General features: G+C 52.8%; 11 protein-coding genes and 1 pseudogene. 11 read left to right on the top strand and 1 reads right to left on the bottom strand.

Annotated elements, in window-relative coordinates:
- The first annotated feature begins 1,283 nt into the window (after positions 1-1,283).
- The 9 genes from ACMLHG_RS05250 to ACMLHG_RS05210 all read left to right on the top strand — a co-directional run bounded on the left by ACMLHG_RS05250 (position 1,284) and on the right by ACMLHG_RS05210 (position 16,393).
- Positions 1,284-2,444 carry a DUF6786 family protein gene (locus tag ACMLHG_RS05250; protein ID WP_417169796.1) on the top strand — a complete coding sequence of 387 codons (1,161 nt, stop codon included), beginning with the start codon at positions 1,284-1,286 and terminating at the stop codon, positions 2,442-2,444.
- Positions 2,413-3,309, top strand: a complete 897-nt coding sequence (locus tag ACMLHG_RS05245; RefSeq protein ID WP_417169795.1) for a polysaccharide deacetylase family protein — start codon at positions 2,413-2,415, stop codon at positions 3,307-3,309. Before ACMLHG_RS05250 ends, ACMLHG_RS05245 begins: the two co-directional genes overlap by 32 nt.
- 59 nt (positions 3,310-3,368) lie before the next feature.
- Positions 3,369-4,535 (top strand): M24 family metallopeptidase, encoded by a 1,167-nt coding sequence (locus ACMLHG_RS05240; RefSeq protein WP_417169794.1) that lies wholly within the window; start codon positions 3,369-3,371, stop codon positions 4,533-4,535.
- A gap of 71 nt (positions 4,536-4,606) precedes the next feature.
- On the top strand, positions 4,607-7,294 hold the full coding sequence (locus ACMLHG_RS05235) for a hypothetical protein (RefSeq protein ID WP_417169793.1): 2,688 nt from the start codon (positions 4,607-4,609) through the stop codon (positions 7,292-7,294).
- Positions 7,295-7,333: 39 nt separating this feature from the next.
- Positions 7,334-7,930 (top strand): sugar O-acetyltransferase, encoded by a 597-nt coding sequence (locus ACMLHG_RS05230; RefSeq protein WP_417169792.1) that lies wholly within the window; start codon positions 7,334-7,336, stop codon positions 7,928-7,930.
- Between the two features lie 138 nt (positions 7,931-8,068).
- The gene (locus ACMLHG_RS05225; protein ID WP_417169791.1) at positions 8,069-8,824 is read left to right on the top strand and encodes a type II secretion system protein; all 756 of its coding nucleotides are present in this window, start codon (positions 8,069-8,071) and stop codon (positions 8,822-8,824) included.
- A 32-nt stretch (positions 8,825-8,856) separates the two neighbouring features.
- Positions 8,857-13,131, top strand: coding sequence for a beta-galactosidase (locus ACMLHG_RS05220; protein WP_417169790.1), 4,275 nt, complete (start codon positions 8,857-8,859; stop codon positions 13,129-13,131).
- Between the two features lie 33 nt (positions 13,132-13,164).
- Entirely contained in the window at positions 13,165-15,210 is a 2,046-nt protein-coding gene (locus tag ACMLHG_RS05215; RefSeq protein ID WP_417169789.1) for a hypothetical protein, read from the top strand.
- Positions 15,211-15,340: 130 nt separating this feature from the next.
- Entirely contained in the window at positions 15,341-16,393 is a 1,053-nt protein-coding gene (locus ACMLHG_RS05210; RefSeq protein WP_417169788.1) for a substrate-binding domain-containing protein, read from the top strand.
- 422 nt (positions 16,394-16,815) lie between these two features.
- On the opposite strand, the pseudogene ACMLHG_RS05205 reads toward ACMLHG_RS05210, so the two are convergent.
- A pseudogene (locus tag ACMLHG_RS05205) lies at positions 16,816-17,834 on the bottom strand (IS5 family transposase).
- A 430-nt stretch (positions 17,835-18,264) separates the two neighbouring features.
- Between ACMLHG_RS05205 and ACMLHG_RS05200 the strand changes: the two are divergent.
- Together ACMLHG_RS05200 and ACMLHG_RS05195 are read left to right on the top strand one after the other, a co-directional pair.
- Positions 18,265-20,730, top strand: a complete 2,466-nt coding sequence (locus tag ACMLHG_RS05200; protein WP_417169787.1) for a family 78 glycoside hydrolase catalytic domain — start codon at positions 18,265-18,267, stop codon at positions 20,728-20,730.
- A 96-nt stretch (positions 20,731-20,826) separates the two neighbouring features.
- The coding region (locus ACMLHG_RS05195) for a hypothetical protein (protein ID WP_417169786.1) at positions 20,827-22,473 on the top strand (1,647 nt) is incomplete at its 3' end.

Below are 22,473 nucleotides of genomic sequence, written 5' to 3'. Positions count from 1 at the left end.
ACTCCCCCGGAGAATTTACCGGGAGAGGGTCTGAAACACACCTTCATAAGAGAAAAGTGGAGATTCTCCGCTTTCGGGCAAAACGCGAGTTGAGCTCAAATTTACCCCCGAAACGAAAAAACCGACCAGAAGACCGGTCGGCGGAGAATCAAAAAAATGGTGGAGCTGGTGTGAGCGCCCGACACTTTTCAAACAAGCTCAAAATTCGCTGTAAAATGCGATTTTCGAGCGTAAAAATATCGAATTTGGCTTGCCGCTCAAGAAAGAATCCCACCACCTTTAAACGGTAAAAAACGGCAATTCGATCCGATTTATGGTAAAAAATGGCAATGGAAAAATTGTCTGACTCCTATCTCTGGACATGGTGCCATTCGTTACCATTCGTTACCAAATACGGCTTCCAATTCTCAAACAACCGGTGTTAATATACCCTCTTCGCCCTTTTTTGCAACCAGACCTCTCGGAAATCTCACATATTTCAACAAAACCCGGCAGAAAGCAACTCTTTTTGAATAATGAAATATATTACAAGCAAGTAACTTGCAACTTACATTCCATTGCTATATGGTAAGTCTGGTCACATTACCTTACCCCCGAAAAAAGAAGTCGCTGAACAGCAAAATTCTCTGCCGCCAGGGCTAGGAATTGGAACAGCTCTGGCAAAAACATCGCCTGCGGGCGACACTTTTCCTCCAAATAACATCAAACCCACTACCGGTTGCAGAGCCGGTAGAGGGCGTTCTAATTTTCTTTGCCGCTCCTATGATCAGGCCACCTGAATGCTTCCTCCTCGTAACAATGAAGTTTGCGAGATTACGTTTCTGGTCTCTCCTGTGACCTCGTTTGTTATCTGTAATTACTCAGAAACAAATGGAATTACGAGATTGGACACCATTTTTTTCATAGAAACACTCTTCCTTTCTAGTGGTCATTTTACACCAAGTCAAATTGTCCAGCTTTCGGAACGATCGTAGTTCTTTTTCGAAGGCTTGCCTACAGGACTTCCCAGCCCTGCAGGAGAGTTTTGATTCCGCAAAGAGATAGTACATTATTCTACGTCAGGAACTTGGTTGTCCGCTAGACGTCCCGCTAATGTTGACGCCGCCAGGTTGGGGGGGGAAAATCTTCCTGGGCTCGTTTTCACGCAGCGTCATTTTACCATGGTTGGTTTGAAACCTGCAATGCAGAACATCAACCAGTATTTTTCTTTTAATATGATTTCGCCGGAACTGATCCTATATCGATATTATTAAATTGAGTATTTATAACAAAGAAATGGTAAGATGTCAAAATTATATCGATATATATTCATAACAGAAAATTCCCGGTTCCTGCATCTTGCTTTTTACATTGTTTTGCGTATAATTAAAACAGATACACAGCGGGAAAATATGGAATTTTTGAGAAACAACTTCTACTGTGGCCATGGCCGGGTGATGCTGGATGCTGTCAAGCAGGGACGTGTTTTCGTCGAACTTGATGGAAAGCTGCTTCACCGGTATGATGAAAACATCGCCGCAGCGCCGGATCCGATGAAGTTCAACAATATCGGCGGCAACTCCCTCTGGCCGGCTCCGGAAGGAGGCGAGTTCGCCTTCAACTATCTGAATGACTGCGGGAATTCGTGGCTTGTTCAGCCGGGCGTCAATTGTGCAGCTTCAACGTTCCTTGCCGCACCCTTTCCCGTCTGTTCCCGGCGGGTGACGCTACACAATCGGCGGGGATATGAAATGGAAGTTGAATTTCGCAGAGGCATTTTTCCGCTGGCTCCCGAAGCGATTGCTCTCTCCGGAGCCGTGCGGTTTACCGGATATCGCGAAGAAGACCTTCTGCTGCTCTCTTCCCCATGTGCTCCCGAGTCGGCAGTGATTGCCGCCTGGTCTCTGGAGCAATTTCCGGGAAGTGACGGTATCGTGGCATTTGGAAAGTTACGCGGGGTATCCGATGCTTCTGAGGCCATCAATCGCACTTATTACGGAGATCCCTCGGATTCACTGGAGTTCGGTGCCGGCTTCTTCCGCTTTCATCTCGGCGGCACCGAACGGCTCCAAATCGGCGTGAAGGCTTCCGCCCGGCCGGAATTCATCGGCGCTTATGATCCGAACCGTAACTTGCTGATCCTCCGCAGTTCCCTGCCGGGGCAGGGACGTCGGATCGATATTGCGGACAATATTCAGCAAGCCGGTGTTTTCGGGGCGGCGGATCAATACAGCATTTTCAACGGCGGCGCGATGGATTTTTTTGAACTGGAGACCATTGCCCCGGTGGAATTTTCGGCGGACGGGCTGGTTACCGGTTCGCATCTCGTTTCAGAAACCCGCTTCTATCAGGGACCGCGGGAAGAACTTGAACGGCTGCTGACGCAATCTTTCGGAATGTCGGAATCTTTTTTTCAGTTGAAGGGAGGGTGTGATGGAAGAGAGCAGAGTTCTGCTGGGATTTGATATGGAAACCGATATCGGCAGCTGGACCCCGTGGTACCGCGGTTTCCAGCCCGGAACGGAGAAAATCCTTGCCGTACTGGAAAAACATGATGTCAGGACAACATTCTTTTTCACTGCGGACGCCGCACGGAAAAATACCGGAGTGCTACGACAGGTTGCGGAATGCGGTCACGAAATCGGAGCTCATACGCTTTTTCATGAGACCATCGGCGAACCGTTGTTTGACATCCCGGGAATGGTTCCCGTTCTTTCGGAAGAGGTGGAAAACCGGTTGAGGAAAAACACGCAGATCATTGAAGAACTCTGCGGTGTCCGGCCGGTGTCGTTCCGCTGTCCCCGGCTTTTCGGTTCCACCGCCGTGGTCAATGCCCTGGAGAAACTGGGGTATAAAGCCGATGTCAGTTATCCCATGTATTATTTCAAGGAACAACTGCAGCCTTACCATCCCGACAGTGGAGACTGGACCCGGCGAGGCGGAATGAAGCTGGTCGAGATTCCCAATTTCGCCGATCTTTCCATGAAATCCTCCGACCCATATGGGCGGGACCTCGATCAATGGCCTCTCTGGCGGTTGGAAGGTGCAGCCGCGCTGATGGAGCATGTCCGGAATTTCACGGCCTGCGTCCGGGCGCGCGGCGTAGCCCCCTGCCTGGCATTCTATATGCATCCGTGGGAGTTTCATCCGATGCCGGAAGGGCTGCTTCATTACGGGGAGGGAGCCGTCCTGCCCGATCCGTTCATTGTGAAAAACTGTGGTCCTTACGCAGTGGAGCAGTTCGATCTGCTGCTTGAACTGTTGAAGGAATCCGGCGCGGTATTCCGTACTGCCCGGGAGCTGGCGGACGAAACTCCACAGACGGAATAAAATATTTCGATGACGTTGCGATAACCATCCCAGAGAACAAATATAAAGGAATTGAAAAAATGACTCCCGCCATCGCAAAACAGGAATTTCTCAGCCGCATTTCCATGTTCCAGCAGAATATCCGGGCTGCCGGGCTGGATGCCTGTCTGGTCCACGGCAATGAGGCCGACTTCGCCAATATCCGGTATCTGACGGACTACTGGCCGACCTTTGAGGCGGCCGGAGTATTCGTCCCTGCGACCGGAACGCCCGTTCTGCTGATCGGTCCGGAAAGCGAAAAATATGCCATGGGGCGCAGCATGATTCCCGACATCCGCAAGATGATCGAATACCGGGAATCCGCAGAACCGCAATATCCGGGGATTCCGGTTGCTCATTACCGGGATATCGTGCAACTGGCGATGAAGGGGCGGCCGTTGAAGAGGCTTGGGCTGGTCGGGTTCTCCGTCATGACACTGCCGGTTTACTTCTCCCTTCAGCGAGAGTTGCCGGAGGTCGAACTCGTAAAAGCCGATGAAACTCTGCTGGCTTTGCGTTTCATCAAGTCCGAGAGTGAACTTGCCTGTATGCGCCGGGCGTTTGAAATCAGCGAAATTGCCCTTGAAGCCGTTCTGAAGGAGATGAAACCGGGCATGACCGAACTGCAGGTGATCGGGATCGCACAGCGGGAAATCTATCGCAATGGCGGAGAATATGAGGGGCACGCCCTGTACTGTTTCTGCGGAGCGCGGACAAACAACGCCATCTGCCGTCCGACGGACAAGGTGATCGAGCCCGGTGAACTCATTCAGCTGAATATCGGAGCCAGGGTTGGCGGATACTCTTCCTCCATCGGGATGCCGGTGATCTTCGGAAAATGGAGCGGCCTGCAGAAAGATCTGGTCACTTTCGGGCTGGAGGCACACCGGAAGACCTATGACTTCATGAAAGCCGGGCAAATGGCCGGGGAAGTCGTAATCCAGTGGGAAAAATTCGTCCGCGAGGCCGGTTATGGAGACTACATGCTTTACGGCCCCTGCCATGCGATCGGAATCATGGAGGTGGAACAGCCGTGGATGGAGTCGGTTTCCTCATACGAACTGAAGGAGAACATGACGTTCCAGGTCGATACCTTCTTTTCCGGACCGGATTTCGGCCTGCGCTGGGAAACCGGCACCTGCATCCACGACAGTGGAATCGAAATTTTCTCCACGAAATTCGAAGATCTCAGCTGGACGGAGTTGTGAGTGCAGATCGCCGGTGGAGAGAACCCCACTGCTTCGCCGCTGATCCGAAAAAATGAAATGGGATTTCGGTTATGAACAGGAAAGATATCGAAGCGTTCTCACAGATCCCGCAGCCGCCGCGGGAGGCGATGACATTCATCGATGATCTCAGAAGTGCGCCGGTCTATCTTTTCCCGGAGGGGACGGGATGTCCGGCCGGCGTGACCCGGGAGTGCATGAGATACGGCGCGGAACTGCGGGTGGAATATCCGGCGGCGGAAGAGGAGCTTGAAACCGCATTTCTCTCTCTGCGGCGTGTACTGCAGGCGAAAGGGATTCCGGAGCGGCCGGGGTCCTATCCGATTCGATTTCAACAGGACGGTTCGCTGCTGGCGGAGGAGTACTTCGTTTCCGCCACTGCGGAGTCGTGTGTGGTGAAAGCGTCGGATTCCGCCGGAATGCGTCGCGGAATCTATTTTCTGGAAGATCGGATCCGCGAGGCGGAAGGCCCCGCCCTTACCGCGGGCGAATGGAAACGCAGGCCCTTTGTGAAACACCGCATTTCCCGCTGTTTTTTCGGGCCGACCTATCGGCCGCCGTTTTTCATCGATGAATTGACGAACGACATCGACTATTATCCCGGGGAATACCTGGACAAGCTGGCGCATGAAGGCGTGAACGGTCTTTGGCTTACCATGTATTTTCAGGACATTCCCTCCCGCATATTTCCTGAATACGGCCGGGACGCCGGGATCCGGTTTGAAAAACTTCGCCGGACTGTGCGGAGCTGTGCTCGGTACGGGATCAAGGTCTACATTTTTTTCAGTGAACCGAAGATGTTCGGCGATATCCCGTTTTCCGTTCCGTGGGCGGAAGCGGAACAGCATCCGGAGCTGTTCGGCGGGAGTTGCGGTCACTCTGGTTTCTTCTGTACTTCGACGGTCGCGGGGCGAAATTACATGGCGGAGGCGCTCGACCGGCTCTTCACCGCCGTTCCCGGACTGGGCGGCGTGATCAACATCATGTTCGGTGAAGATAACGGGGCTTGCGTCAGCCATATGTTCCCGGGCGGAGCGCGCTGCCGTTGTCCCCGTTGTTCCAGGCGCGATCCGGCGGAAATTTATCAGGAGCTCGCTTCTCTCATGACTGCGGCGATCCGCAGAGCGAATCCGGATGCTGAATTCATCGGCTGGTTTTATGCGTCGGAGCAGCGCGACGGTTCCGCCCTGATGGAATATCTGGAACATGCCACCTCTCGCTGGCCGCAAGAAAGCGGGATCATGTTCAATTTTGAATCCGGCGGCACCCTGGAGCAGCTGGGGAAGAAGCGCTATGTCTTCGACTACTCCCTGGCGTATCCCGGGCCTTCGGAATTGTTCCGTTACATTGCGGCACACCACCCCAGAACGGCGGCCAAGATACAGGTCGGCTGTTCCCACGAAGACGCCTCTGTGCCGTTCATTCCGGTGCCGGGCAATCTGTATGAGAAATACAGTACAATGCATAAACTGGGGATTTATGCGGTGATGCAGTGCTGGTATTTCGGGAACTATCCGGGGCTGATGAACCGGGCGGCGGGGGAACTCTCTTTTGAACCGTTTCCGCCATCGGAAGAGGCATTCCTGCTGATGCTGGCCCGTCCTGTCTGGCGGCGGTATGCGCCGGAGGCGGTCGCGGCGTGGAAACATTTCGCGGAAGGATACCGGCAATTTCCGGGAAACATTGCGTTCGAATGGTATGGCCCGCTGCACCATTCGATTGTGTGGCCGTTGCACCTTTTTCCGGTTGATGCGCCGATTGCACCGAGCTGGATCCTGAAGAACTTCCCGGAGGTCAGCGGTGACCGCATCGGAGAGTGTCTGGTGTTCCAGCACACTCTGGAGGAGGCGCTGATCCTCTGCCGCCGGATGTATGAATCGTGGCGGAAAGGGGTGGAAATCCTTGCCGCCCTGCGAACGTATTTCGCGGATGATCCGGCCCGGATCGCCGACATCAATCTCGCGGAAGCGATTTCCCTTCAGATGCGCAGCACCGTCAATCTGCTGGAGTTCTACTCGCTGCGCGAAGAGATGTTCTTCGAGCATAAGGATCACCGGCAGGCCATGGAAAAGATCGTGCTGGATGAAATCGGAAATACGGAAGCCATGAAACATCTCTGCGAACAGGACTCCCGCCTGGGATATCACTCCGAGGCGGAAGGCTATCTGTTCTTTCCGGAAAAACTGGACGCGCGGATCGGACTGCTCCGGTATCTGCTGGAAGTGGATTTCCCGAAATTCCGTCCGGATGCTCCGTTCATCGCCGAGTACACCGGTGAAAGACCGGTCGGGCCTCAAACGCTCTGTCGCCGCGGATCTCCGTCCGGCGAAATGGAAAAGGTCGGCGGCACCGGGATGCGCTGGACCTCCTGGTACGATGCCGGAGAGCTTGCCATCGTCATCGACGGCTGCGGGGGCAGGGAGTTCTCGGTGGAAATCGAACCGTGCCGCCTCTGGCCGCCGCTGCGGATCGATTTTGACCGGACGGGGGAGCCGTATTTGTATCCGCTTATATTCCGGGAGCTCCCCGTCTTCCGTTACGAACGGGGAAACGGCCGGTTGACGATCCGGATCCCGTTGAAGACGTTTGATGGATTTCACCGCCGGGGATTCCCGATGAGGATCAACATCTGGAGTGGAACGGACGGCTGGGTCAGGCGTGAACCGTGGGAAAACCGCCTTCTGCATCGAGATTACAATCCTGAATGCGCCGGCTGGCTGATTTTCGAGCAGGAAATATGAACCGCCGATTGCCCGGCAACTGCGATGGAGCTGAAAACAATGACGGAAACAGAGAAGGCCGCCGCCGGATTTCTGTACGATGCAAACGATGTGGAATTTGTCGAAAAGCATTACCGGGCGGTGAAGTTGTGCGCCAGAGTGAATCGTCTGCTACCGCACCGGCAGAAGGAGCGGCTCGCACTCTTCCGTCAGCTTCTGGGAAGAATCGCGGGCGAATTCTACATCGCTTCGCCTTTTCTCTGCGGATTCGGATATAACATTGAGATCGGAGAGCGATTTTATGCCAATTTCAACTGTGTGATCCTCGACAATGCCAAGGTGAAATTCGGGAATCATGTCTTCGTTGCGCCCAATTGCAGCTTTTACACAGCCGGGCATCCGTTTGATGTCAATTTGCGCAATCAGGGGCTGGAGTACGCATTGCCGATTTCCGTTGGGAATGATGTCTGGATCGGCGGCAATGTCATCGTGCTGCCGGGGGTGACCATCGGTGACGGAAGCGTGATCGGTGCGGGGAGTGTCGTAACGAAAGACATTCCGCCGGGCGTTCTGGCCGCCGGCAATCCCTGCCGTGTCCTGCGAACAGTAACCGAGGCAGATCGAAGCAGATACCGGCTTTATTCAGATGTCGAATGAAGGGAGAAGACGCGTTGTTTTTTTCGGGAATACGATGCTGAAGAAGGAAAGGGGTTGTCATTTCAAATTTTATTTTCATGGAGACGGAAGGGTGTTCGAACAAAGTTCAAAATCACTGTACAGGAGAGGAGGAATGAGATGATGAAGTCCGCAGGAAGAAGATGCGCCTGGTTTCCGGCGAAAAACAGAGGGAGAGCGGCGGCTTTTACTTTGATAGAACTTCTCATCACAATTGCAATTATCGTCATTCTGGCGGGAATGCTTCTGCCGGCGCTGAATCAGGCGCGTGAAAAGGCCCGCCAGGCCGGTTGTATCGGCAATATGAAACAGATCGGACTCGCCTTCGGAATGTATGAAGCGGATTCCAACGGCTGGATGCCGCGTGCTCCCGAAGATAAGAATGTCTGCAGGAACTGGGACTATCAGCTCGCCGGTTATCTCGGGTACCGGCATGACGGCAGTGACTGGGGGCCGCCGATTTTTCATTGCCCGGCCGGTGTGGTGAATCCGCTCTTCACGCCCGGCAGGAGTCGCGGGTACATTTACAATGAGTACGTGGCGACCGATCTGTTCCGCATGGGACGCCTGCAGACAAACGGCCACCGGCTGGCCGGAAAGGTCGCCATCCTGTTCGACATGGGGCGTGGCGACAAAGGTCCGGAGCAACAGGAGGAAAGCACCATGGGCAGTTATTATAATTATGAGTATCTGGCGATTTACTCCACGGTGAACAGCCGGTTGCTGGCCTTCCGCCATTCCGCGAGAATCAACTATTTGACGCATGGGGGCAATGTCGCGTCCACCAGCCGGGGGGCGGAAGGGTACGGTGCTGATCCGCTCTGGATCATTTACGATCAGACAAGCATCTGGCAGGACGGTCGAAAATATTTCTGAACAGAAAAAGTCATTGGAAACTGGAGGTGGTTGTGAGAACAGCGCGATTCATCGTTACCGCTGCATTCTGGGGAGGGTTCATGCTTTCGGCCGGAACTCCTCTGGTCGGAAACGGTTCTTTCGAGGGGGAAAGGCTGCCGGGGATTCCGAACTGGTCGGGAAAGGGGAATTTCTGGCGGGGGCGCGGAGAGTGCTTCGTCACCGACCGGGAGGCGTTCGACGGGAAACATTCACTGCAGCTGAAAGCTGCCGAACCGGATTCCCGCGGGCAGAGTTCGACGGAACTTTTCACCCTTGTTCCCGACCGGAAATACCGGGTTTCCTACTGCATCAAGCGGGATAACGAACAGGTGGACGGTCATCTGAGCCTCGAATTTTCCGCTGCGGACAAGAAGGGCTCCTTCGTCTGCCATCCGACGGCGGCGGCGAAGAAAAGATCACTCAATGCGTGGCTGACCGTGGGGGGGGAGAATCTGAATATTCTGTTCTTTCTTCCGGCCGGGAGTTCCCGGCAGTACGTTGTTCTGAAAAATGGAATTTTTTCCGTCCCTTCGGAGCTTTATGGAAAAGCTCCGGTGCAATGCCGGGCCAAGTTGTATGTTTCAGGCGTGGGAAATGTCTACATGGATAAGGTTGTAATTGAAACTGCCGACGACAAGCGGCCGGAGCAGGAGAAATCCATCGGCTTCGCTGCTGCCGAACAGGATGACGCCGCAATTCTTCTGCTGGATGTCCAGAAAAAAAGCAATCAGGTCCGTTCCGCCGCGGCGGAACAGCCGGAGAAATTCAAATTGGAACTGCCGCCGGAATTCGATGCGAGCCCGATTCCGCCCCCGGATCTCTCCCGGTATCCCGCCGCGATCCGCAACACGAAGTTCGTCCGTGCCAGAATCGAACGCGACGGGAAACCGGTATTTCTCATCGGAGCAGAAGGGTTGTCCCCCTTCCTCTGCAAAATGTTCGGTATCGATTTCTGGGTGAATTCCGCGTTCGGGAACCGGGTCGAAGCGGTACAGCAGGGAGATACCATCAAGACCAGACTGACGAATCTTCCGTTTCTGGAGGAGCATATCCGGGAGCATCTGCGCGGCGGAATTCTGGTCTGGCTTGACCTGCTTCAGGATTACAAGGTCTGGCATTCAAAACTGCTGCTGGAGAATTTTCCCGGCCTGTTTGTGACCCGGGAAGGTTTTTTCTGCTGGCGTCCGGAAGAGCCGCGGGCGCAATTTCTGCGCCATGCGACCTGGTTCAATGCGGTGGAGAAGGCCCGGAAGTATCCGATCTTCGTCTATGAGCTTTTCAATGAGGTCTGTTACGAGGATCATTCTCCGTATAACTATCGGCAGTTCCGCCGGGAAATGGCGGAAAAATACGGGACGATTGAACGGGCCAACGCGAAATGGGGGACCAGTTTCCGCTCTTTCGACGCGGTCGTTCCTCCGGGCGGCGGCAGGCTCACGGAAATCGTCAACGGAGTTTCCCCGCAACTGAAGGCGGACTGGAGTTGGTTCACGGAACGGAGATTTGCTGCAATTGCCGGAGAAAGTGTGGCATGGTTGCACAAGGTGGTGCCGGGGGCCAGAGCCACTCTGCAGTCCTATAACGGTCTGCCGTTCGATTTCCAGAATAACTTCGTCAATCCGTTTCTGGTGAATCCGCAGCTGGATCTTACTGCCGCTGAATTTGACGGAAAGATCTATCCCCAGTGGGAGGGGGCGGAAAACGAGGCGGAGATCGTCAGCAGCATGAGGCGGGATATGGATGTCAGTCTCACCCGCCTCTCCGCTCCGGAGCAGGTCGTCATCGACGGGGAATGTCGGATCGGACCGGAAGCCAAAAGCGCGACGAAGGAGAACATCGTTATCGACTTGAACGGGAAATGGCTGTTCCGTCCCGGCGTTCTGGAAGCCGAGGAGAATATGAAGTTCACGGGGTATGATGTTGCCGGCAATGTCGAGGATGCCGGTCGGCGGGAAGGATGGCAGAAGGTCGCGCTGGATACCGCCGGCTGGACTCCCGTCGACGTCCCCGGCATGTGGGGAAAACAGGGGTTCCGGAATTGCAGCGTCGGCTGGTATCGCCGGGCGTTCCGGGTGCCGGCCGGCGCACGCCGGCTGTACCTTTCCGGTCAGAAATTGTCGGATCGCGGCGATATTTACCTCAACGGCGAATTGATCCATCAGACGCTTGCCTGGAATGAACCGTTCAGCATTGACATTTCGGACAAGGTCAACCGGACCGGTGAGAATGTGATCGCCATCCGTATCTTCAACCGGTACTTTCAGGACGGCTATTTCTTCGGTGGAATCCGCGACCGACTTTATATCACCAATCTTTCGCTGAAAGCGGTTCCCGTAACTCCGGAACAGCTTGCCTTCTTCTTTTCTCTGCGTGCTCTGCAGGGATACAGCGGCCTTTGCTGGTCCTATTTCTACATCAACTGGATGGAGGACTGGCCATCCTCCATCTTCAACCCGGAGAAATTCACTCCGGCGACTCTCGCCGCTCTGCCGGAGATCAAAACCAGAATCAACGATCTGGGCAATCTGATATTCTGGGAAAAACACCAGCCGCGCACCATCGGCGTCACCTATTCTCTGAGTTCAGCCCGGTCGTATATCCCGAAGGACCCGAATATTCCGAATGAGCGCTCCAACGATATTGCACGTTATTACAGCGGGTCGGTATTCTCACACCGGGGAACGGATGTCGTCAGCGATGATGTGTTGAACGACTATTCGAAAATGCGGCGTTACAGGGCGCTGATTCTCTGTTTGACCGAAGCGGTTTCCGAACAGGGCATGAAGAATCTCCGCAAATTTGCGGAGGAGGGGGGCTTGCTCATCGTCGATCGGAAATCCTTGACGAAAAGCGCGTTCGACGGCAGCCCGATCGATGCGTCTGGATTGCTGGGGGTGGTTCGAGGCCCGTCGGCGGCGGAACCGCTGCACGAGATAGAGGTCCGCGGAGTTGCTGGCAGAATGAGTACGGTGTCACCTCGGCTGGCCGATGCCGGGCAGTATGCGGCATTGCAGCTGGTGGATGCCGAACCGTTTGCCCGTGCCGGGAAGCTGGTGGTCGGCGCTGTCCGCAAACTGGGAAAGGGGAAAATCATTACGTTTGCCGCGGAACTTTCCGCCGGAGATTTCGCCGCATTGTACCGCACTCTCTTTCAGAAGGCCGGGATTCCGCCGGAGTTGAAAGTGGAAGGGGGCAAATATGTCGAGCTTTTCACCCGGCAGAAAGATGGGAAGCTGCTGTGGAGCATCTTCAATCGCGGCAAGGACGCGCAGTTGCGTATTTCCGGCCGGGTTCCCGCCGGCAGTTATCTGGTTCGCGAGGCTTTTTCTGCCCGGGAGTTTTCTTCGCCTGCCGGACGGAAATTCTGGAGCGCTTCCGAGCTGGAGGCAGGAGTGACCCTGACGGCTCGAAATCTTACGCCAGTCCATCTGCTGATCGAGCCGGAGAAGTCGGAAAAAATTGCGTTTACTTCCGTTCCGGCCGAGCAGCGGGAGGCGTTGCAGAAATTTTTTCTGCCGCTGTGGGACGATTTGAAAAATCCCCGGAAACGGGTGTTGTGGTACGGGTACACCCCTTATGCGCCGCCGATGGTGCCATCCGCGGTCAAGGTGATGCGGGAGATGGGAATCGCCGTGGATTTCATGGCGGACAGCAGTTTCTCGCCGGAACTGAAGGTGTTGCGTGGCGGGAAAAAGATTGTTGCGAAACTCAACTCCTACGATCTGCTGGTGATTCCCCGTTCCAGGGCGAAGCTCGGCGACAGTGAATGCAGGGGGCTGGAGGCTTATCTGAAGCAGGGAGGGAACATTCTTCTGCTGGCAAACCATGTTTACAACATGCACTCCTATTACAATCGCCGGATGCCGGGAATTCTGAAGGTTCTCGGTGCCGGGGTGGTGGATGCGGCGATAGAGGATCCGGCCAATTCCCGGCTGGGGGAGGCCAGACGCTTCAACACCCGGAACGTACTGCCGCACAAAGTCATGGAAGGTGTCCGGGTTTTCGCCGCAATGGGGGCAACCACGGTGAGTCTTGCGGGGGGAGAAACGGTGCTCTCTGCGGAAGATTCAGCGCAAATCACAGGACGGAACCGCGCCATGCTTGTGCTGAAGGATACCGGTGGAAACCGCATCGCGGTGTGTGGCGACACGGAATGGCTTACGCCGGAAGGGCTCTGTCTCGCCGACAATGCGAAACTCTGGTCCAACCTGGTCGGATGGCTCTGTAACCTGGAGCCGCTTCCTGAAAACGTCGTCCGGCAAAGTGTTTCACTGCCGGAATTTTGAAGAGAGCGCGGATATATGAAATAAGGTCTGGCTATGATGCAGTACAAAGAGAATCGTGACGGCATTCAGGTTTCCAATGGATACTGGGAGTGCAGACATGTGAGGGAACGCGGCGGGACGATAGACGCCATCCGGATATTTCACGCGTGGAACCGGAATATTCTGGCGGCCCCCGTCTCCTGCCGGGTAATGACTGCCGCCTCATTCCTCGATCCGGAAGGGCCGGTGGAATATCGAGACGAGTTTGATGAGAACGCGGAACTGACGGTCGAAGATGTTCCAGACGGCAGTGTAATGGTGAAAAGCAAAGCCGGGCTGATGACTGCGGCAGGGGCTTTTTCCGGCATTATGGTTCTGACGGAATATGTTTATTGGATCAATCGCATCTCCGTCCGGCGGCGGTTTCTTTTCGGCGAAGACTCGGTGGAGCTGAACCGTGTCACGGCGGTGATGATTCCGTGCATCCCTCAGCTGGACCGTTGGACGGCAAGAAGGTCTCCAGTTACGACGGCGGTCAATGAAACGGCGATTCAGTATCAGACGCAGTGCGGGACAAATTTCCCTAATCTGTGGGGAAAGTTCGACAGCTTCATCACCGATTACTATGAATGGCGGGCAAGTTCGCAACTGGCCGTCTACGCGCCGGACGGACCGGCCGTCGAATTGATGCCGGATGGAAATATCACCGGATGGGACAGGAGTTTTTCCGGTCCGGATGGATATTGCGGATATTCCTATATCAAGCGTCTGCCTGCTCCGAGGCGTCATGTGATGGGGGTGGATCCCTACTTCGGGGAGGCGATGGAGAAGGTCCGTTTCAATGGGGAATATGAATTCCGCTTTGAGCTTGCTCTGCCCAATGTTCCGGAAAACGGCTTCCGCAAACGGGCCCTGTGGCTGGGCTCTCTTCTGCGTTTGCGGTCCGAGGCACCCTGGGTCACGGAACAGGAACTGGAGGAGATGGCGGAAAATGGTGTTCAGGTGTTGATCCACCACCATGATTGTTCGAAAGGTTTCGGGGCCTGGCCTGACGGCTCATTTTACTGGCCGACAGGAGTCTTCCCTCCTTACGACGAGACGAGACGTCGAGAGTTGAAACAACTGACGGCTGCTGCGAAAAAAAGAGGGATGAAAGTGATCCCCTATTTCAATCTTTTTGAACTTCACGACAGCTGTCTCGAACGGATGAGGCACAATTCCGAGTGGGCGCGGCTGGTGAACGGGAAACAGAATCATTCGATCTACGGCTTTCAGACCTGCCTTGACAGCGGCTTCCGACAGTTTCTGAAGGGATATATCCGCAAGGTGCTTTCCTGCTTCGAGATGGACGGCGCCTATTTCGACGGGGTTGCTCCGGGATATTGTGAAAATCCGAGACATGCCGCCGGTCTACCCCATTATACGGTGGAAGGAACTCTTGATATTATCGAATATACACGTAAATTGATTGGAGAAGAAGGTATCATCGTAATTCACAACAGCGGGGCGCCGTGGCTTGCCGCGGAAAATCTCGCGGATATGAGTGTCTGTATGGAGTATGTGACCGGATTCCCCAATTTTGAGGGCGGAGTTCCGGATTTGGACTCGTATGATCCGATGATCTGGTACGGGAATGTTGTGCCCCGCAGCATCTGCGGTTACACGGCAATCCGTTTCTACGATCCGGACTATGATCGTCTCTGTGACAAACTGGCGGTTTCCTGTCTGCTGAATGGAATTTATTTCAAAGGTTTTTCGCTCAATGGTGTGAATGAATATGAACGATATAAGCGTCTCTCCCGATTGATGAAGGGGTTTGCTTCCCGGGAGTTTCGCTTTGAGAAAACCGGCAGGTTCCGGCTGGATGCCGGTACGTGTACCGCCGCGGCCTACATCTCCCGATCGAAAGCCTATGTGATCGTCGGGAATCCGATGTCCGGAGCGGCTGAGAAATGCTTTCTGCATTTTTCTCCGGAACTGTTTTCCTGGCAGGGAGAGATTGAAGTAGTGAATGAATCCGGCGAGACAATGGGAACGGATTTTCATGTGGAGGTTCCAGGATATTCCTATGTGCTTTACAGAGTTAATCTTAAAAATTAAAATCACTGCCCCCCCCCGCCTGAAAAAAGGGGGGAAGGGAGCGAGGGGCGATTTCAAGAAGAATCCGGAATCTGCCGGAGAGACAAAGAAGTGTTCTGCTTTGCTGATATGATGGGAAAGGATCGAAATCATGCCGCGCGGGAAACCGGAAAAATACCTCGGAATTGCCTCCGGAATTGTTGAATTGATCAGCAGAAATAAGATCCGCCGGGGCCAGGCATTGCCTTCGGAACGCCAACTGGCGCTGGATTTTCACTGCAGCCAGTTGACGATCCGCAAAGCATTGCGGAAATTGGAGCAGGAGAATCTGATCCACAAAGTGCCGTCCATAGGAAATTTTGCCGGTCCTCGGTCAGAGCCGGGAAATGTGCCCCAGCTGATAGGAATCGTCTTTCCGGACGATGATATTTACTATTATCGGCTTCTGATTCGTCTGGAACGTATTTTTGAATCCTTGAATCTCTATCCGATCATCAAGTTGACCAATCGTATTGCAACTCGCGAGGATGAGGTTCTTGAATTTTTCTGTACGCAGGGGGTGCGTGCGGTGATTGCCGTTCCCAATGAACAATGTTCCAAACGGTATGAGCAATTGCGTTGTCCTGTAATCTTTTTTGACCTTTTCCCGGAGGAAAGCCAGATTCCCCGTGTAATTTCCGATGATTTTGCCGGGGCGGTTTCCGCGGTGGAATATCTCTGTGCCCTCGGGCATCGGCGGATCGCCTACATCGGGAGTGCGCTTGACCCGTCCTCCCGCAGCCGTTTTGACGGATATCAGACTGTTTTGAAGAAACACGGTCTCGAAATTGACAAAAAATACATCAAAAATCATTCGCTTACGCGTGAATGGGGAAAACAGGCTGTACGAGAACTGCTTGAGCTTCCCGAACCGCCGGAGGCGGTCTTCTGCGGAAATGATACCGCGGCGGCGGGAGTTATCCGCTATTGCATCGCCAACCGCATAGAAATTCCGGCGCAACTTTCGGTCATCGGTTTTGGCGATACGGAAATTGCGGAAGATCTTTCTCTCTCCAGTGTCAGCCAACATTCTGACAAACTGGCTGCGGTAATTTCAGAGAACCTCATATTGTTGCTGACCGGGCGCGAGATTCCCCGGGAAACGGTGATTCCCACGACCCTCATCATACGACATTCCACCGGTTCCAGGCTGTCGGAGCCGTGACGGGGAAACAACCGTTTTTCTGAATTTATTTCTAGTGGCGGGCACCTTGCGACCGTTTTTGAATTGCAGCAACCGGATCAGTATCTCATAGGGATGTTTTCTCTCGGAGCGAGACATGTTCCGATTGAAGTTTTGCTCTCGCCCTTTGCCGGCAGCGAAACCGGCAGAGGGTGTTCCGAATCCTTATTCCCAACCTTGTGGATAAGACCTCCAGAAAGCCTCCTTGCAACGGTGGAGTCCGCGAGATTGTAATGCCCCTTTTTTTCAAGGGCGGCATTACGTAGAAGCAGTCAAAAAAAAATTTGACAATCTCCCAATGAGATTTTTCTGTACATTACGTTGGCATTTTGACTTCTCTTTTTCAAGTTTCCACGACTGAATCAGCCGATATTTTACTCGTTTTTCCTGCCCAAATCCTCCTATTATGCGGTCTGCCTCATCAAAAAGCAGAATCTCTCCATGTTGTATGCAATATTGCGTAATCCCAACTTTACTTCCGCCCCGTTTATCCCGATGGTCCTCAGAATAAGATTCCTGGCTCGCTGTGTCATGCTTCCGAACACATGTTCTATTCTGGAACGAGTCCTGGCTCTTGTCCGGTTTCCCTGTTTCTCCCATGAGGTCAAAGGATGTCCATTGCATCCTTCCTCTGCAGATGCGCCCGGAATCTACCCTTTTTCAGATTCGCCTCTCTTTCCCTTGAACGATACGCGCTGTCCGCATAAACATCCCTGCTTGTGTTGGTTTCATCGAGGAGCTCTTCAAACACATTGCCGTCGTGAACGGAGGCATCCGTAACCTTGTAATTCCGAATGAGTTTGTATTTGACATCCGCTTCCACATGGTTCTTGTAGCCGTAGTAGTTCTTCCCATTCTTCTGAACCCAGCGGGCGTCCGTGTCTTTCTGCCGCTTCTTCGCTTCGTTCCAATTTTCAACCGGAGGATTTCCTTCTTTGATCGCCTTGTTTTCATCGCGGGTATTGCGTTGCGTAGGAACTCGAACGATGGTTGCATCGACAATTTGCCCCTTCTTCGCAACAAATCCTGACTCGGCAAGAAACGCATTGAACTTGTCAAATAGCTTCCGCGTGAGCTTGTGTTCCTCCAGTTTCGAACGGAAGAGCCAGATTGTCTTCGCATCGGAAACACGGCTGTCAAGCGCCATATCCAGAAAACGCATAAAACTCAGACGATCCATGATCTGATATTCCATCTCGTCATCGCTCAAATTATACAACGACTGCAGAATCAGTATCTTGAACATCATCACCACATCAAATGGTCGGCGGCCGGCATTACTCTTGTGCTCATGGTCATATATGACCTCAAGATCTCTGCGAAATTTTTCCCACGGCACAAATTCTTTCAGCTGCGGAAGCATGTCGCCGTTCTCTGTCAAATAAGCCAGACGATTGTCTCTGTCAAATAAGCCGTTCAGCATCCTGCTCTCCTGTCATTGATGCTGTAATATACTTTCTCTTGCAGTCTTTTCCTGTTACTCAATTTCTCCTCAAATAAATAGAGGCACCCTACATCGATAAGTCTGTTCCGTCAAGTGTTGGATTTGATTCCGAAACGAAATTTGAAGAAATAGTTATTCGCAGTGAAAGTCAAGTAAAGAACCAAATAAGTGTTGGAAAGCATGATACTGCGCAATCAGATTGCGCACTATTGCGCGTTTATTGCGCAGAATTTTTAAAAAACTGGTTGCATTGGACTGACATTCTCGGTATAATAAATTCGAATTCAAATTAAAAACAGCAAGTCAATCTTTCAGATGGACTCAAAAATCAGATTAAATTGTTATGAAAAATATATCAAAACTGAATTGTTTCGACCTAAAAATTGAGTATTTGACTGAACCAATTGGCATGGATGAACGCCATCCGCGTTTTTTTTGGAAAATTGATTCAGGGACACAAAGCGCTTGGCAAATTGAGGTGGAAAATGTTATCAATACTGGAAAAGTTCTCGGAAGTGAGTCCATCCAAGTCATCATTCCTAATCTTATTTTGAAACCAAAGCATGTATACCGTTGGCGCGTAAGAATTTGGGATGAGAACGATTGTCCTTGTGCATGGAGTTCCTGGAATTCTTTTGAGACTGGGTTGTTCGGAGAATTTCCTGGAGAATGGATTCGCAGTTCCATAACCGGTACGGACAGTCAACCTTGCGCATATTTTCGTTCGCTTTTTTATTTAGATAAGCAGCCGCACAAAGCTCGGCTTTTCATGACCGCCCTTGGGATGTATGAACCTAGTTTGAATGGTTCTGCAATAACTGAAAACTGTTTCCTCCCTGGCTGGACAGATTACTATCATCGGGTCCAGTATCAGCTTTTTGACATTACGCATCTTCTTCATCTAGGTGAAAATGTTTTGGGGGTAATTTTGAATGAAGGCTGGTTTTCTGGAAAAATTACGAGACAATGGACGCTTGGACGTATCATGTATGGAGAAACTCCAGCATTCAAAGCATTGTTAGAAGTAGATGGGGGGGCAATTCCTCTGGAATGGCGCTATAATATCAACGGCCCGATCCGATGTTCAGATCTTTATCTCGGAGAAAATTATGATGCACGCATGGAGTTGCCCGGCTGGAATCAAACGGGGTATACAGAAAATGGGGACTGGTATCCTTCCTTAACATGCTCTCACTCGATTCGCTATGACTGGACGAGTGCACCACCTGTCATTCGTGCTGATTTTTTAAAGCCGGTTTCTATCCGTAATCTTTGTGGAGAATTAATCATTGATTTTGGGCAAAATCACGCAGGACGTGAACATATCGTGCTGCACAATGCCCCACGCGGACGTGAAATCATTATTCGGCATGGAGAAATGCTTGATAATGATTCCCGCGTTTATACAATCAGTAACCGAGGTGCACGTGCAACGACAATTTATATTACAAAAGGTGGAGAGCATGAAGTCATTGAACCGCATTTTACCTATTATGGCTATCGTTATATCTCTATCTCTTCTGCAGATGATCTCGAGCTGGAAATTGAAAGTGTTGTCATACATACGGAAATGGAACGCACCGGTTTTTTCAATTGCTCAGATGAACGTATTAATCAACTGTATTCCAATACATTATGGGGGGAATTTAGCAATTATGTTGATATCCCTACTGACTGTCCTCAGCGTGATGAAAAACTAGGTTGGACCGGCGATGCCCAAGTCTTTATCGGGACAGCAGCATATCATACGGGGATAGGGGCATTCTTTTCCAAATTTTTGACAGATTTGGAACTTTGCTGTAATGAATGTGGAGTTTGCCCACAGTTTATCCCGTTTTATCGAAAAAATGATTTTATCGGAACTGCCGGATGGGCTGATGCCAAATTAATTTGTCCAGAAATCCTCTTTCAGATGTACGGGGACCGGAGACTTATGGAGAAATCGTATAAGTCCACCATTCGTTATCTCCATTATGTCTATGAAAATGAATGCATCGATAATATAACTTCAAATGCCATATGGGGCGATCACATGGCGATCTGTGCGACGGATAAATCATTGATTGCCACTGCTTTTTTCGCCAATGCACTACACCTCGGTTCAAAGTTTGCTGAACGTCTCGGGGATTTGAAAACCCAGAATGAACTTCTTGCAATTCGCCAAAGGGTTCGCATTGCCTGGCAGGAACGTTTTCTAGATGCAGATGGCCGGTTGATCAATGATACAGAGGGTGCGCTTTTACTTGCACTTCAATTTGACATGGTTGAACAAAAGCATATTGCTCGCCTAGTAGAGCAATTGCGCGAAAACATTGAGCGGAATCAATGGCATTTGACAACAGGTTTTCTTACTACCTCATTTCTTATGCCAGTTTTATTGTCACATGGACTTGAAGAAACGGCATACCGTCTATTAAAGCAGGAAGACATGCCCTCTTGGCTGTTTCCCGTGATGCAAGGAGCAACAACCATCTGGGAGCGTTGGAACGCCTGGAGCAGAAAGAGGGGCTTTGATTATAAAAATATGACAAACTATGGTTCAAGTTTCAACCATTACGCATTCGGTGCTGTGGCTCAATCCTTCTATGAGTGGGTTTGTGGAATTCGTCCGGATCCGGAGCGTCCGGGATTTAAACACTTTTTTCTTGACCCTCATCCCGGAAAACATGGTTTCAAATTTGCAAAGAGTGAATATCGCTCAGTATACGGAACAATAAAATCTGAATGGATGCGGGAAGACGATGGAATACTCTTCGCTTTTTCAGTTCCTCCCAATACTACGGCAACCGTGTTACCGGAAATGCTTCTTCTCACTCCAGGAGAATATACATTATTTAGATATAAAAATGGGAGGTATGTTTTTGATTTAAAATGACTTAACAAAGTGTATTATTCTGATTTGGAACAATTCTCATGGCGATCTTCCATTTTTTTCCAAAAATTGGGGACATAATACAGTAAGGAAAGGAATATGCGGATAGTTATATACAATCGGACCAAAGCCCTGATTGCTCTCTTTATTTTTCTGCTGGCTTTCTCAATATTCGGCACTGATTTCATTCTATTTCAGGTCGATCCGCGGCTCGACGCCCGCGGACAGGGTTTCGACCTCGCCGGATTTTCCGGAATCAGGACCGACCGGAGCAAAAAGGCGCTGGTGCTGCGCATCCCCGCTGCGCCGCGGAAAACGGGTGTCTACCTGCGGACCTGCGCCGGAATGCTCGCCCGCATGGATACCCGCGACCTCACGGGAGCGGAACTCCGCTGCAAACTCACCCCCTCCCAACCGGTCTCCGGACCGGTCAAGGGTGTATTCCGCATCCGCTGGATGAGCGGCGAACGGGAGGATCTGGAACTTCCCGTCATCGCCGACGGCAAAAGCCGCACCTATTCCATCGATTTCAGCAAACTCAAGGTCAAGCCGAAACGGACCGCGCGGTTCTACTGCTACTTCTTCCCCGATCCCGATGGGAAACTGCCGCAGAGCGAACTGGAATTCGAATCGCTCCGGCTGCTTCTGTCCCCTGCGGGCACGATCCGGAATTACAGTGAAAACGCGAAACTCCGCTTCGAACTTCTGGCCGACCAGCTCGCCGCGCTCCGGAAGATGCGCCTTCTCCCCCCCCGGGCGGAAGAGCAGTTCGCCGCGCTCCGGAAGAAGTTCGCCACCCTCACCGCAGCGGACGATCCGGATGCGGAAAGAATCGCGGGCTTCAAGCAACTGAGCCGGGAGTACGAAGCGCTGAGCCGGAAACTGGCCGCCGGACGCCGGGTGGCCGAACTGCTCCGGGAACACGAGGCGCAGGAAAGCACGCTCCGTTTCCGGCGGGAACGGGGAGAAACCGTTCCGGATGAACTCGCCGGCACGGTACGGCAGTTCGGAGAAAAATGCGCAACAGCAGCGAAAACCTTCCGCCATACCGGTTCCGCCGGTGCGGAACTCGAAGCGACGGAAGAGCTTTGCCGCACCGTCTGGAACGCTCTTCTCGCTCCGGAGCCGGGAAAACTCCGCTGGCAGCCGGGCGCGAGCCGGGAAAGTTTCGGCCTCTTCGGCTGGCAGCACGGCAATCTGGACCTCCTCGCCGAAACCGCGCAGCGGGAACGGCTCGAACGCAACTATTTCATCAATCCGGACGGGTCGAAAACCATGCTCCGCTTCCGGCCGGACGGCGCGGAATATGTCGGGATGGAGCCTGCTCCCCGCTCGATCAACTGGACCTCGCGGAGCTGGCGCTACACCTATTCCCTCAACGGCAGAAAGATCCGCTGGGAGCTCGCCGGAAGCTGGCTGGCCCCCGGAGTTCTCATCGACACCGATGCCCCCCGGATGGCGATCGCGCCCCTCTCCGGCTCAGCGAAAGCTCCGCTGCGCCTCGCAGTCCCCACCCGGAAGGGAATCCGGCTGCTCCGTACCGACGAACTTGCGAAATTCCGCTGGCGCGACCTCTCGGAAAACTGGCTGCTGATTCTGGGCGGCTCCCAAAATCCGGAAGTTCCCCGGCTGCTCACCCTCCAGCACCGCCCCGCCTCGGTGGAGTTCCGGAATGGAGAGATTATCCTCTCCCGCACCGCCGGAGTCGGAACGGTCGGATTTGCCCAGCTCTACGGAGTGCGGCCG

The organism is Victivallis sp., assembly GCF_048170485.1.
Taxonomy (GTDB): Bacteria; Verrucomicrobiota; Lentisphaeria; order Victivallales; family Victivallaceae; genus Victivallis.
Note: the sequence above shows the minus strand (reverse complement) of the source record. Positions and strands in the feature narration are given on the sequence as shown.

Coding starts and splice junctions, on each gene's coding strand:
- ACMLHG_RS05235 (WP_417169793.1), top strand. CDS start 4,607: ATGAACAGGAAAGATATCGAAGCGTTCTCACAGATCCCGCAGCCGCCG.
- ACMLHG_RS05215 (WP_417169789.1), top strand. CDS start 13,165: ATGATGCAGTACAAAGAGAATCGTGACGGCATTCAGGTTTCCAATGGA.
- ACMLHG_RS05240 (WP_417169794.1), top strand. CDS start 3,369: ATGACTCCCGCCATCGCAAAACAGGAATTTCTCAGCCGCATTTCCATG.
- ACMLHG_RS05225 (WP_417169791.1), top strand. CDS start 8,069: ATGATGAAGTCCGCAGGAAGAAGATGCGCCTGGTTTCCGGCGAAAAAC.
- ACMLHG_RS05250 (WP_417169796.1), top strand. CDS start 1,284: ATGTCAAAATTATATCGATATATATTCATAACAGAAAATTCCCGGTTC.
- ACMLHG_RS05200 (WP_417169787.1), top strand. CDS start 18,265: ATGGATGAACGCCATCCGCGTTTTTTTTGGAAAATTGATTCAGGGACA.
- ACMLHG_RS05210 (WP_417169788.1), top strand. CDS start 15,341: ATGCCGCGCGGGAAACCGGAAAAATACCTCGGAATTGCCTCCGGAATT.
- ACMLHG_RS05230 (WP_417169792.1), top strand. CDS start 7,334: ATGACGGAAACAGAGAAGGCCGCCGCCGGATTTCTGTACGATGCAAAC.
- ACMLHG_RS05245 (WP_417169795.1), top strand. CDS start 2,413: ATGGAAGAGAGCAGAGTTCTGCTGGGATTTGATATGGAAACCGATATC.